This is a genomic window from Paenibacillus sp. FSL K6-1330 (assembly GCF_037976825.1).
In the GTDB taxonomy this organism is placed as follows: domain Bacteria; phylum Bacillota; class Bacilli; order Paenibacillales; family Paenibacillaceae; genus Paenibacillus_AQ.
Map to the genome: position 1 here is coordinate 3,740,498 of NZ_CP150269.1, position 14,419 is coordinate 3,754,916.

Genomic DNA, 14,419 nt, shown 5'->3' on the forward strand with positions numbered 1-14,419 from the left:
CACGCTCTCTTTCTATGCATAATTAGTTCTGCTCCTGTTCCTTCAACTCCGCAAGCGCATCAAGCATATTCAGAATAACGGTCACTGCTTCAGCTCTCGTCGCTGAGGCGGCCGGCGCGAACCGGTTGTCCCCGCGACCGTTCATCACTCCCGCCTCCTGGGCTGCTGCCACATACGGCTTCGCCCAAGCCGGGATTTGATCCGCGTCCGTGTAAGAGAGCTCATGCCCTTCCGCAGTCTTCAGACCCAAGCCGCGAACAATCATTGCTGCCAGTTCTGCTCGACTAATCGAAACCTTCGGTCGGAATGTCCCATCCGCATAGCCGCTGATCAGGCCGGATGCCAAGGCTTGTGCAATATAAGGCTTCGCCCAGGTTTGAATCGAACCTGCGTCCGCGAAGTCCAGCGAACTGTTCGCACCTTGCAGCTTCAACGCTTTGACCAGCATGACGACGAATTCGTCTCTGCTGACCGTCTTATTCGGCTTGAACGTCTTGTCGGTGTAGCCCGCTACGAATCCAAGCTCAACCGCCCGTTTGATGGACGCTTCTGCCCAATGGCTCGCAATATCGTTCAGCCGAACCGTTGTCGATCCGCCGGACTCCCCGCCGTTGCCGCTGCCGTTCTCATTGCCATTGCCTGGATCTTCACCTCCCGGATTCGAACCGCCGTTACGGCCTTCTTCCGGATCAGGAGTTACTGGAGTCGGAACCCATCCTCCGCCGCCGGAGCCAGGCAGCGCTTTGATTTTGATCTTGAACGTTTTCTCCGCGGATGCAGCTCCCTTGCTGATCGTCGCGGTCAGTACGACCTCCATGTCGCCTGACCCGCTTGACGGACGTTTCAACAACTGTCCATTCGCATTCAGGTAGTCGGGTTTTGAGCTGCTCCAGACGATGCGCGTACCGAGCTGCCCTTTCTGCGGGAGGTAAAGGTTGGATGCGATACTTCCGTTTACATTAAGCTCGATCAGACCCATTACGTCTTCGATCGTTAGACGATCACGCGCAACGCTCAGCCCTGCATACGCCTGTTCGGCCTCAGGACGAGACAGCTGGGCGGTTTGAATAGCCGCAGTCGCTTGCCCAATCGCTTGCTGAAGCTGTGCCCAGCCCTCAGGAGAGTAATTGTCCTCCACAAGCTTGTCGGCCTCGATAGCCGTCAACAGGTCGATAATCGGCCGTAGATTGCCGAGTTTATATTCCTCGCCGTACACTTCAAATTCCTCAAAGGAATAGCCGAACATAGTAGCTCTGGACACGCCTTCGAACTTCACGTATCTGGCTGGCGTGCTCTGGAAGGTAGTCACGACTCGTCCCGGCTTTCCGTTAATCTCCCCGTTGTTGTCTTTCACAACGTTCATCCAGTTCTCCTTGTCCTCGGACACGAGAATGCGGTACTTCGAACCATAAGCTGTTTGCCACAAAATAGATACAGCATCAATGTTCTTCACTTCACCTAGATCCACCATGAACCAGGTATCGTCCACCCAATCACTGGACCATCTGGTATCCCCTCTGCCGTCCACCGCTTTATCCGCCGTGTAGGACGAGGATTCCGGTTGCGAGGATTCAGCTTGCTTATGCAAAGCCAGATTTCCATGCAGGTCCAAGTAGGTGTTCCTTACGATGAGTTCGTCAATCAAGCCTTTAAAAGCATTCGTTTCGCTGCCGATTTTGGCTACCGGCAAAACGAATGTTTCCAGCTTGGAGCCGTCTTTGAGAGTAGCCGTATATTCACTGCCGTTAATGAAGATGGAGGTCCCCGTGTCGTCGCCGATCATAATGACATGGGTCCAGCGATCGGTCGGCAGCTTATAATTGAATTCGCTGACGTAATTTTCTTTTGTGATGGCGATTTTGCCGCTGCCCCCAATGTTGTATTTCAGCTGTCCGTCCGGAGATTCCAGCAGCACAACTCCTTGCGGGTTGTCAGCGTCCGGTTTGATCCACATGGACATCGTCCAGCCGAAACCAAGCGTGCGAAGCGGCGTTTCCACGTAGCTGGCCCCGCCGTTTAGCCTCACGGCTTGACCGAAGACTCCATTCTCTGTGCCTGCGTTCACCGCGTTGCCGTCAAAGCCGTTCCCCGAACGGTCCGCGAAGCCTTCGTCGAAGGTATAATCCAGCACGAGATGCCGCTCATTGTCGATTTGAAGCTTGTGTGACTGATGAACACCCGGCGGGTCCACGAACCTTGCGGCATCCGCCTGGAAGCTTGCGAAGTTCCGATCGATGCGGTTGCCTCTCCACAGCTTTTCCGCCAGCACTTGCATGGAAGGCAAGATCCGCTGATGCGAGTCCGCCATGGATACGCCTTTCTCTACGGACACATCGTTCCAGAGCGCGAACATGCCGCCTTTGACCTGCGGATGCGCATAAGGAAGCTTCGTCTCCAGCCAATCGTTAGGCTCCCACTCGTTGTAAATAAAATCGTAATTCAAATAGCTGCGGTACAGCTGCGGAACGATGTAGAGCAAATTCGTATTGGTATTGATAATATCATAGCCGAGCTCCACGGCCTGCTGAGCGCTTCCGTACGGCTCATACCAGATGTCCATCGTCGCATTGTTGATGACCGGCGTCGTGCCGTCGTATGCGGACAGACTGCCCCATAGACGGGCGCGTTTGCCTTTGCTGTTAATGTGGTTAAGGAGCATATCCACGTACCTGCGGTACGCCTCCTTGTCGTCGCCGAAATATTCATCAGTGCCGATGTGCACATCCGGGCCGACGAAGGTCGGATTGCTGCCGTCGAGATACTCGTCAAAGAGTGCTTTAATGAAGTCGAGCGTCTCTGGACGATTGATATCCAGCTGATTGTTGCTGCCCAATTGAGAATCGTAGGCGATGAACGCGCCGGAGTGGCCCGGCGTATCAATTTCCGGCACGACGTTTACGCCGTATTCCATCCCAAGCAGCTGCAGGTCTCTGAATTGCTGCTTCGTATAATAGCCGTCCTTGCTCGTCACTCCCGGAAATTTCTCGCTCTCCAGACGGAAGTAACCGACATCGCCCACATCATCGTTCAGGTGAATCTGGAACCGGTTCATCTTATAGTAGGACATCAGCTTGACATAGTCCTGCAAAAACTCGATCGTATAAAACTTGCGGCCCACATCGAGCATAAAGCCCCGATCTGGGTATTTCGGATAATCGCGCGATTGCCCCTTAGGCATCGCCTTATGATCGGCAGCGTGGCCGAGCAGTTGCAAGATCGTTCTCGTGCCGAACATGACTCCCGTCTGCTCGGACGCAGCAACAGAAGCATACTCGCCGATATTCAGCTCATATCCCTCTTTCCCCAATCCCGCTTGCGCGGCATCCAGCATCAAATAGATATCTCCCTCTTGAGGAGAACCAACCTCAACTGTCAGTGACAACTTCGTTAAATCCAATAAGTCCTGCTGCAAAATGTCAGCCGTCCCCCGCAGAGCCGCTTCATCATCTGCGCGAATGACGATTTTGGATTTGTCCGACAAGCGGAACTCGCCGGTTGCGCCCAGCCACTCACGCAAAGAAGGAATAACACGCGGCTCCGGGTTCCGATCGCTCGTCTGCTCGTAGAGGCCGGGTACGGTGACTAGCGCATTATCCGTTAAGAGATATGTCGGATCGCTGTCGCTCTGGATTTGCAGCAGCAGCTGAACCTGAGTATCGACAAGCGGCGCATGAATATTGCCCTGCACGTCGATCACCGGCAAGCTGTCCGTGTTCACTAGCGTCAGCGTATAACCTTCCGGTACAGCGGGCAGATTCAGCAGGGTATCCCCTTCGGAGACGACCATGCTGTTTTTTACCGCGTCCATTATTGGCTGCAGTTGCGTTCTGCCTTTGTATACCTCGAATTCCCAGAAGGAGTATCCGTAATAAACGCCCTCAATAGGACGTCGCGTCTTCCCTTGAAACTTGACGTATTGCGCCACTGTCGACTCGAAATCGATCGTATCTTCACCCGGCCCGGACGCGACGAGCACGCGGTTGTCCGCGAATACGTTCCGCCAGGATACCGCATCGTCGGATACGAGAATTTGATATTGCTCCGCCGGAGTCTGCCAGTTGATGATTACTCTTCCGATTTCTACAGGCTCGCCCAGATCAACGTAAAACCACTGATCGTCCGTTCTTTCCGAAGACCAGCGGCTTGCATTTTCGGTGCCCCCATCGACCGCTTTCTCAGGTCCGAAAAAATCCACTTCGTTCGACGACGAATAAGCCGTCTTCCCTAGAGCCATATTCCCTGTTGCGGCATTGGACATCTCCGAAGGGGTGGTCACCATTATGAAAGCGCTAACAAAAATAACTAAAAAAATAACCCTCTGCCGTAAACCCACGAATATCCCTCCCATTGTAATTTGAATTACCACAAGCAACCCGCATGACCTTCCATGCTATTTGCTGCGGCAACTTCATTATAAGTAGAGGGCAATGAAGCATCGATATACATGTGTTTACATTCCATATACAAATGTGGACATTTGGCCTTCTACGGTGAATCAAGGCTAAGCATGCCAGCATTTCGATCATATCTGGTGTCACTATCAAGGCGCTTTCCACTAAACTCGGACACAGTACTATTCGAGTCTCGTTAGATAGAAGTGGCTTTTCTTCATGTTATGGAATATCGAATCCTTCTATTGGTTCCGTCAGTTTGAAATATTCCTTTATATAATTCGGGTTTAAGACGCATAAAGAAACGCATTAGAGCAGCTTGTTCGATTCAATAATTCGCCTTCAAACTTCTGACCGCCTTTCAGCGGAGTAATCGGAGCAGAACAAATTGAACCGCCCTGCCTTCGACAGAGGACAGGGCGGTTGCTTTGCTTTAAGGAAACATAAAGGTCTGAACGGAGCATGCTCGCTTCCGAAAAAGTCGCAACGCCGCCAAAAAATATCTTAGTGTGACCAAATGTGTGGCCACGACTAAAAAAATCAAATTTTCAAGAAGTGAGGACACAAGCCTAAAATGTTACGAACGCAAAAACCGAAACGTACAGAGAGAAACAAAAAAACCTTTTTACGTAAGGGTTTATCGGCATTTTGGTGGAGCGTAGGGGGATCGAACCCCTGACCTCATCGCTGCCAGCGATAGAACTGCTTTCCGATGAGATCCGATTAAAACTGCTGAAGCCTTTCCCTGTCTAGGTTTTCACAGTTATCTTAAAGGTCTTATCAGATGCAACGACATAATAAGTCGGATTAGAATTGTGTCTCATGGCATATAGACAGCTTGATATCACTTCAAATAGTTTTTTCTCCAAAATCAATTAACGGATTGTAAAGTCAGATGCGACAACTCCTCTGAAAGGGATTCGTATGCCTTTTCAACTTTTACGATCCTCTAACCATGTCTTGCTGCGACCAAAATGGTTTCATCCGAAACATTTTCTTTATGCATCGCTACACCTGCGAAATAGCGCGGTCTGCTTAACGCCACATAAGCCAGATTTAATGTATCTTTCACAAGCGATTCTTCAATCAATTCAGATTGGTGAGTAATCCTGCCCGTTACCTTAATGAAATTGCATGGAAACATAGTTAGACGCTTATCTAATCGGTAATCGGCTCGACTTTCAATGGGACTTTGTTCTTGTCCCCCGACAATATATAACTGATTGAAACAAGGCTGCCGTTTTGCGAACGGCAGTCTTGTGTGTTGTTCATGTGGATTGGATCGGATCTAGATGACAATGTTTCTGGAGTGTGTGATCCGTAGTTTAATTTTTAACTGAATCCCAAGCATTTTTAAAATCATAAATAGTTTGATATCGTTGTTCTCTATCTTTCCTAACTGCTCGTAAAGCGACTTCGTAAAGTGATCTGTTTGCTTCCCATTTTGAAAATGAATGATCCATTTCGCCACCAAGTAATCCAAAAGCGATAGCTCCCATCGTGAAAACATTCGTTCTTGCATCAATAGGCGCACCTAATATAAACTCTTCAGGAGATTTCGAACGTCTTGCTCCCCAAAAGCTCTCTCCCATGTCATTTACAGAAGGTGCCAACCTGTAGAAGTCGATGTCACAGATCCTGGTTAAATCCTTTGAAAAATCATACAGAATACTACCATCATAGAAGTCAACCGCAATGTAGCCTTTGGACTCCACATATTTATGGAACTCATATATAGTATCAAGTGACTGCAACCTTTTCTCTATGGATAACTGTTTGAACCTGTAGAAAGGCGATTCAGGATGACTATGTTTTGGTTGAACGGCAAACAACCAATGTGAATGCAGGCATTCGCCATTAAACCATTCAAATATAGCAGCATACCCGTCTTTCGTTTCAAAATGATCAATAAGACTAATGAGATTTGGATGTCCTAAGGTCTTGTACAACGGAACGGCAACCTTTAACCTAGATATTGCATCTCTAGGGTTTCCGGAAAACTCCATTGGTCTACAACCCGCGTATTTAACAAATAGCTTTTTATCGTTCTTTTCGATTCCGAAACTGATGTTACCAGAATCTTGCTGATCAAACACACAAAAAACGGTACCAATAGATTGAAGCCATGTGAAATCGTGCTGATCCTGAAGTTCAAAAGATACATTGTCGATCTTGAACTTAATCGGCTGTTGATTCATATAATCGTCCCCTCAACTTGGGGATTCACGTAGTTTCCAGGGCTATTTATACGTTATCCCCTGATTTTTATTTGCCCTATTATCGATTAAATGTCTTCCCATAAGACATCACTCCTCTCATTTCTAAAAACACAAAGATCCAATAAATATGATTTACAAACCAAGGTTGTGTTCATTCATTTATAAACTTCTCAAATTCATTTCTTAACCAATGCTGATTTTGATATGCGAAACGATTACTGTACCTTTAGATCATGTTATCAAATGGATTATAGCAGCCTCCCTTACAGCTCGCTCTTCAACACACGCTTGCTTTCTTCGGGAATCATGAATGTTTCTGCGTATTCTTTACGGGCTTCAATCCCCCGGACACGGGCAAGATGCTTGTAATATTCAAGGTAAGGGAACGACTTGCTGCCCGTTACGAACCAGTGCTGTGATACAGCCTTCATCCACAGATCGAACGCTTCTTGAGAGAAATCGACATATACATAAGGCTTGTAGTCAACGGCATCCTCCCAATTCTCCGCATAATACAGCGTGGAGGCGAAGAAGGCTGGCAGCTCACGCTCGAAGGAAGGCAGACCTGCATAGAAACGGGCATCGTTCACAATGCGGTGTGTCGTCATATGGTCTTTGTGCATGCTGTTTGTCCAGTGTGTAATAATCACGTTCGGCCGTACTCTGCGGATCACATCACACACAGCCCAGCGGTTATCGTCATCATCCTTCAGCTCACCATCCGGCGTATCCAACACAATGGCTTCCCCGTTCAGCATGTCTGCAAAAGCCTTGGCTTCCCTTACCTTCTGCTCCCGGTATTCTGCCATATCCTGCCCGGCAGGGACACCGCGCTCACCAGCCGTCAGGGCAAGCGTTACGATATGATCTCCCTTTAAGGAATGGTGGGCTAGCACACCTCCTGCTGTTAGCTCCGCATCGCCGACATGCCCGCCAATGGCGAGAATCGTTAATTTCTGATCGCTCATAGTGATAACTCCTTTCGCATAACTGCAAAGTATTTGACAGTTCTGAACCCAGCCTTCTCATAGATCCGAAGGGCCGGGTTGTCCTTGCCTGTATATAGTGACATATAGTCCGTGCCAATGTTCTTGAACGCCTCACAAAGCTTGAAGAATAATACACTGCCAAGACCATGACCTTCATGGTCCGGGTGTACGCCGATCCCTGCAAAATATCCTCTTCCGTTGTCCTGACGAATAACGGGTCCGGCGAATCCTGCTGCCTTGTCGTCTCTGACGGCGATCACAACCGGAGTTCCCTGCTCCGTTGAAGCCGTAATCTCCTTTTGCCACAGCGGATTGTCGAAGCCTTGAAGCATTTCGGCTACACCGTGATGCTTTGCTGCGTCAAACAGCTCCACGGCATACCCCTCTGAAGCGGCCTTCTGTTCTTTCGCTATCATCTCATCAAGGTAGGTGAACGCGGACAGATCCAAATACATCGCACATTCGGTAGCCCGTTCTATGTAACCCTGCGCTGCCAGGAACGAATGAAGTCTACTGCCGATCGGAACGCCCGGTGCATTGTTATGTTCATGCTTCGGCGTATCCGGAATATACCAGGGCAGCATCATCGGATTGAAAAAAAGCACCTCGGATTGCTTCTTTCCCAGTGTCCTGAACCGGTTCTCAATTGCTTTAAGCAGCTCTGAGTAAATCTCGTCACTCTGCAGCTCCTCAGCTATCACAATACAAGTCAGATAACCTGCAACCTGCCCCAGCGGAAGATCATCCCCCGTGCATCCGCAGGTAAAGCCCTTCACCTGGCCGTCATCCATCCAGAGGAAGGTATTCTCTGGATCAAAATAAGGGCTCGATAGAAATATACGGTCCAGGCTTTCAGGTGTAAGCTCCTTATAGCCATCCTTCACCGCTTCCGTATTCCAAAATTCGATAACGGCTTCTGTATAACGATGATCCCAAGTCGTTAGCATATGGCGCGACACCTCCATGCTCAAACAAGAATTTTGATTCATTATAGGCAAGCCGGGTTATCGCTTCTCCTGCTTCCCGGCAGTTCTCAATGCTGTGTTACCGACAGGCTTGAATTCCTCTATATGGTATTTTGCAGACAATCCAGCAGGAAAGTCACCGCAAGCAAAATACGGATATAAGAAGAACCGCTGATGCCGCATGAATCAGGACGGCGGAGTCAAACCTTGCCTTTATGCTGGAGCACATGAAGAAGATAGGCGTTATGTCCCGCGAGGTCTGCAGTCTTGGCTCTTTCCTCATATTCATCGTTCTGTTGCCGGCATTCGGTTCATTCGCTACTTCTTAGCCTTTTACAGCCCCAACGGTAACCCCCTCCAGGAAGTACTTCTGCAGGCTGAAAAATAGAATGAACATCGGAATGGCGGATATCGTTGCTCCGGCCATCATCGGTGCGAAATAGGTTGTGTTGGCGAACCGGAAGTTTTTAAGCCCTACCTGTATGGTCTGCATATCCATCGTATTCGTTACGAGGAAAGGCCAGAAGAAGGTATTCCAGCTGTCCATGAAGGTAAGGATTGCCATGACGGCAAGAACGGTTTTGGATAGCGGCAGTATGATTTTGAAATAAATCTGAAACTGGTTGCATCCCTCAATCTTGGCACACTCGAGGACTTCTGAAGGAATGCTTGACATAAACTGCTTCGCCAAAAAGATGTTGTACACCGTAACTAATCCGGGAACAATCATCGCCTCGTAGGTGTTCTGAATCTGGAATGTGTTAACGATCAGGATGTAAAGAGGCACCTGTGTCACCTGATATGGAATCATCATGGAAACGAGCAATACGGAGAACAGGACCGTTCTGCCCTTGAATCTGATTTTGGAGAATGCGTATCCCGCCAGACTCGCAAAGAATACGTTAGACACCATAACTGCGGATGCCACAATCAGCGAGTTGAGAAGCCACTGTACGGAATGTTCACTATAATCGAAGAAGAATTTATAGGAATCCAGCGATATTTTGGTAGGAAACAGTGCATAGTTCATCGCCCCTGCTTCCACCGGATCTCCGAATGACGAAATAAACATGAAGTAAATCGGAAACAGTGTAGCCAGAGCGAAAATAACCAGAATAACCATAACTGCTATATTGCGTGTCTGTCTGCGAACAGGCTTGCCGTTGTGACTGTTGTATAAAGCCATATCGGTGCCCTCCTCTCCTTAATACTCCACTTCTTTGCCCATAAATTTGAATTGAATGAATGAGATTGTAGCAATGATCAAGGCCAGAACAAGCGATTGGGCAGCTGCTTCGCCGAATTCAAAATATTTAAAGGCGTTGTTGAAAATAAGCAGGCCGACCATCGTTGTTGCATTATCCGGACCTCCGCCTGTCATCAGGTAAGCGTTCTGGAATACCTGGAAGGATCCGATAACGCCTGTAACCAGGAGGAATAGGGTCGTAGGCTTCAGACAAGGAATGACGATATACCACAGCTTTTTGAGAAAGCTTGCCCCATCCAGTTCAGCAGCTTCATAGTAGCTCTCGTCAATACCGAGCAGGGCGGCGAGATAAATAATAATGCTCGTTCCGTGACTGGAAAGCCATGACATCAGAACGAGAGAGAACATCGCGGTGGAGCTGGAGCCGAGCCAGTTGTTGTTGCTGATCCCGAACAGGCCGAGTAACTGATTAAGAATACCGGAAGGCATCGGATCAAAAATCCACAGCCATACCACGGACAAGGCCACGCCGGACGCAACTGCAGGCAAATAGTAGATGGCTTTAAACACGCTCTGAGTTTTCTTGCGCAGCGGCAGAATCAGGATCGCTACGGCAAATGATATGAACAGGCCGACCGGTACGGTAAGCACCGTGTAAACCAGCGTGTTCTTAATGGATTTCCAGAACAGGCTGTCAGCAAATGTGGCAGCGTAATTCTCAAATCCGATAAAATTGGAGCCTAGCGGTTTATACTTTTGAAAGCTGATGATAAACGCACTTACAACGGGGTAAGCGGTAAACATCGCAAAGACGATAAGTGCAACGGCGATAAAGGCGTAGCCATATCCGCTGTCACCTTTAATCCGGCGTCTTTTTACAGGTTTGGCGATTGGGGACATTATGCAAAGCTCCTTTCACTGTGCGGTTCAACAACCTGCATGTAAGAACCAAGGCAGCCGCATGCCACAGCATACGGCCACCAAGGGTGCAAAGAATTAGTCTTTTACGATTCCATCTTCTCCGAAGGCATCAACAGCAGCGGTCTTCACAGCATCATACATCTGTTCTGGCGTGATTTCGCCGGCAATCAAGGCCTGCAGTTTAGGGATCATAACTTCGTCTTCTAGCTTGATGGATTTAGCACCGAGATCCGTTGGAATGTCGGTACGTGCCGGTGTAGCTTGAGAGAGCAAGGTCTCTACTGCTGCCACGTTGTCTGGATTTCTGTTAATTGTCATTTCCTTCGCAGCTTCTCTGCCGCTTTTTGTAATATGAGCAGCGAACAGATCATTGTTCGTTGTAGCGGCTACTTTACCGGAAGCCAGGAAATGAGCAGCTTTCACGACATTGGCTTTATGCTCAGGAGTCGGCTCTTTCTTACCGCGGAATGCGACATAACCGTCAACGGCAACGCTGGCCTGCTGCTTCTCGCCAAGAAAGGTCGGAACCGACAGCACGATGTACTCAACTGGAATACTTCCTTGAACGGCACTTCCGTCGTTCGCTTTAATCTTCTCATTGTTCTTGTTCGCAGAGTTCTCGAACGTAGCCAGACCTTTACCGGTAATCATCGTTTGACCGGTCAGGAACATATTCCAGCGCTTGCCAGCATCCACGGAGCTGAGCTCTTTCGGCATGGAGCCGTCGTCGATCATTTGACGGATCGCCTTCAGGACTTCAAGGAAGTTTTTGCTTGTGTAAGCATACTTCAGATCTTTATCGAAAGCGTGCGGCATGCCTGCGTTCTTGATGAGAATGTTCAGATAGTCCTTGGAGGCAACGCCAGAAGTTGCGAATACGAAGCCGTAACGGGATGTTTTATCCCCTTCCTTGACTACACCCTTCTTGATTTGCTCCCGGAATTCCTCATAGGTCCATCCCTCTTTTTGAACCTTTTTGTAATCAATGCCGGCTTCTTCAAGGAACTGCTTATTTCCGCCGATCGCGTGAACCTCCATATATCCCGGGAAGCCGTAAAGGGCGTCCCCAAGCTTCATATATTCCAGCGGAGCCGCATCAAAATCCTCAAGCATTTCAGGAGTAGCGGTATCCTTAATGTTCATCAGCATTTCCTGCTCAACATATTTGGAAAGACCGCCGGAGCCGATGAAGGCGATGTCAGGCGGGCTGCCTGCGTTCACCTGGGTATCCAGCTTCTGAGTCATATCCTCCCAGCTGGCGGGCTCGATTTTCAAGGTCAGATTCGGATAAAGAGCATTAAAGTCCTTTTCCATCTGAGCGAAGTTGTCTTGGAAGTTAGGAGAGATTGGCGGAAGAAGGGCTGTGATCGTATCTTTGGCCTCGGCCTTTGAGCCGCCGCCGTTTGACCCGGTGTTCGGATCAGCGGCCTTCGGCTCGCTGCCGCCGCCGCAAGCCGATAATGCAAGAGATAAAGCAAGAACAGGTGCCAACACACGCAATTTCTTTTTCATAAAATCACAAACCTCCCTTAGAATATACAAATTTACGATTTCTGCAGTTGTGCGAAAGCCTTCTTCAAGCTTCCTTCATTCTCGTTCAGTACCTGCTTCGCCTTCTCGGCGTCTAGGCCTGTCTTGATCATCATGATGGCCAGCTTACTGCTCATGGAAGCGCTTTCTAAATAAGCAATAGCTGTTTTGTCGTCTACCCCCGTAGCTGCCCTAATGATTCGTACCGAGCGGTCGTACAATTTGATATTGCTCGCCTTCAAATCAACCATCAGGTTGTTGTAGGTCTTGCCGAGCTTTACCATGGTGCAGGTTGTCAGCATGTTCAGAACCAGCTTTTGTGCCGTGCCCGCCTTTAATCGGGTTGATCCCATAATGACCTCAGGCCCCACGACCGGAGCGATACACACATCACAGACCGGCTCGACCTTAGAGTTCTTGTTGTTAACCACACCGATGGTGGCTGCTCCAATCTCTCCAGCCTTCCGTAGTCCTGCGATCACAAACTGTGCACTGCCGCTGGCTGTGATGCCAACCACTGCATCCTTGTCCGTCACGCCGCAGCGTTCAATGAGTGCTATCCCCTCCTCTGCGTTATCTTCATAACCTTCAACTGCCAGCCTCAGCGCCACATCGCCACCGGCGATATGACCCTGCACCAGCAACGGGTCAGTACCAAAAGTAGGAGAACATTCCGAAGCATCAAGAACACCAAGTCGGCCGGATGTCCCAGCTCCTATGTAAAACATCCTACCACCGTTTTTGAGCACATGGTGCAAAATATCAACCGCTTTCATAATTCGCGGTATTTCAGCTTTTACGGCGTCAGGCACCTTGGCATCCTGCTCGTTCATAAGACGCAGCATTTGTTCTGTTGTTAACTCGTCGATCATCTGAGTCTCCTCATTGATCTCTTCTGTCGTCAGGCCCGCCAGATACTCATCCATGGCTATCCCCCTATCCATGTTATGTAAATTTCTTAATTGCATCTTAGCGAGAATTCACAATTTGGTCAATAGTTTTTGAAATAAAATTTTATAATAAAATATTTTTATGATTTTTTATTTCTTACAAAGACATAAAAAAACACCGGCAGAATCATTCCCCTCCCGGTGTCTCTCCTATTATTTGCGGTTTTTGCTAGTAATAATGTTGTGGGTTCTTGTTAGATATTTTTTAACATTTCTGTAATCTGCACTGGCGACGCCAGCAAATAAAATGTCGATTACCGTCAGCATGGCGATGCGCGAGCCCATCGCGCCGCTCCGGATCGTCAGCTCCGGCGTCGAGATGCTGAGCACGATATTGGCTTTCTCTGCAAGCTCGCTCTTGTTGTATTTTGTGATGGCGATGATACATGCTCCCGACTTCTTGGCGATTTCAAGTGAATCCAGAATGTCCACCGTCTGCCCGGAATTGGAAATGAAAATAGCAACATCCTGCTTCTCGAGCAGTGTCGCGGCTGTCAGCTGGCTGTGGCCGTCCCTATAGGTATGGCACATTTTGTTGATTCTCGTAAACTTCTGTTCCGCATCAATCCCCACAAGCCCTGAAGCGCCAATACCGAAAAATACGATCCGCTTGCACTGTCTCAGCACCTTGACCGCACGATCAATCTGATCCTTGTTAATTACACTCAGTGTATCTTCTATCGATTTGATATTATTATGGGATATGTTCGCGATAATCGTGTTCAGATCATCACCGGGCTGAATATCCGTATACTGGTGCCGTTGCTCCTCATCCATAGAACCGAGCGAAGCCGATATGCTGACAATGAAGCTGCGGTAGCCGCTGTATCCCATTGTCTTGCAGAAACGGAGCACGGAAGCATCACTTGTCTTGGTCAGTTGAGCGAGGCTTTTGATCGAGAGATGAGGGATTTCCTCCAAATTTTCAAGAATGTACTCTGCGAGCATTTTCTCCACAGGTGTCAGACTGTCCTTCATATCTCTGATCTTGATCAAAATATTATCATTAATTGACATATGTGTATCTACTCATCCTCATCGTCTGTAATAGTAAAACAGCCTGCCAGCGGCGCCCAAGCACCGCAAAATTAATTAAAGCATAATCTCAAAGGCGGCAAAAAACAAGATGAATCTACCGCTACCAGCAGTGCGCTGCATTGTCGTCCTCTCGAAATTTTATTTCATCTAAAAGTTGTGATAATGAAAATTCACAAAAAGACGCTAATTAGCGACTTTCTATGGGATCA

General features: G+C 48.5%; 9 protein-coding genes. All 9 read right to left on the reverse strand.

Annotation, left to right across the window (positions count from 1 at the left end):
• Positions 1-22: 22 nt before the first annotated feature.
• The 9 genes from NYE54_RS16860 to NYE54_RS16900 all read right to left on the reverse strand — a co-directional run bounded on the left by NYE54_RS16860 (position 23) and on the right by NYE54_RS16900 (position 14,189).
• On the reverse strand, positions 23-4,333 hold the full coding sequence (locus tag NYE54_RS16860; protein ID WP_339264696.1) for an S-layer homology domain-containing protein: 4,311 nt from the start codon (positions 4,331-4,333) through the stop codon (positions 23-25).
• 1,383 nt (positions 4,334-5,716) lie between these two features.
• Positions 5,717-6,589 carry a serine/threonine protein kinase gene (locus tag NYE54_RS16865; protein ID WP_076323545.1) on the reverse strand — a complete coding sequence of 291 codons (873 nt, stop codon included), beginning with the start codon at positions 6,587-6,589 and terminating at the stop codon, positions 5,717-5,719.
• Between the two features lie 284 nt (positions 6,590-6,873).
• On the reverse strand, positions 6,874-7,578 hold the full coding sequence (locus tag NYE54_RS16870) for a PIG-L family deacetylase (RefSeq protein WP_339264698.1): 705 nt from the start codon (positions 7,576-7,578) through the stop codon (positions 6,874-6,876).
• Entirely contained in the window at positions 7,575-8,546 is a 972-nt protein-coding gene (locus NYE54_RS16875; protein ID WP_339264700.1) for a GNAT family N-acetyltransferase, read from the reverse strand. Before NYE54_RS16875 ends, NYE54_RS16870 begins: the two co-directional genes overlap by 4 nt.
• Before the next feature lie 343 nt (positions 8,547-8,889).
• Positions 8,890-9,750 carry a carbohydrate ABC transporter permease gene (locus NYE54_RS16880; RefSeq protein WP_076323548.1) on the reverse strand — a complete coding sequence of 287 codons (861 nt, stop codon included), beginning with the start codon at positions 9,748-9,750 and terminating at the stop codon, positions 8,890-8,892.
• 18 nt (positions 9,751-9,768) lie between these two features.
• Positions 9,769-10,671, reverse strand: coding sequence for a sugar ABC transporter permease (locus NYE54_RS16885; RefSeq protein WP_076323549.1), 903 nt, complete (start codon positions 10,669-10,671; stop codon positions 9,769-9,771).
• 96 nt (positions 10,672-10,767) lie between these two features.
• Positions 10,768-12,204, reverse strand: coding sequence for an extracellular solute-binding protein (locus NYE54_RS16890; protein WP_339264703.1), 1,437 nt, complete (start codon positions 12,202-12,204; stop codon positions 10,768-10,770).
• A gap of 32 nt (positions 12,205-12,236) precedes the next feature.
• Complete coding sequence (gene murQ, locus NYE54_RS16895; protein WP_339264705.1) at positions 12,237-13,148, reverse strand: N-acetylmuramic acid 6-phosphate etherase; 912 nt, start codon at positions 13,146-13,148, stop codon at positions 12,237-12,239.
• A 177-nt stretch (positions 13,149-13,325) separates the two neighbouring features.
• A complete protein-coding gene (locus NYE54_RS16900) occupies positions 13,326-14,189 on the reverse strand; it encodes a MurR/RpiR family transcriptional regulator (protein WP_339264707.1) in 864 nt (287 codons plus the stop codon).
• Positions 14,190-14,419 lie beyond the last annotated feature (230 nt).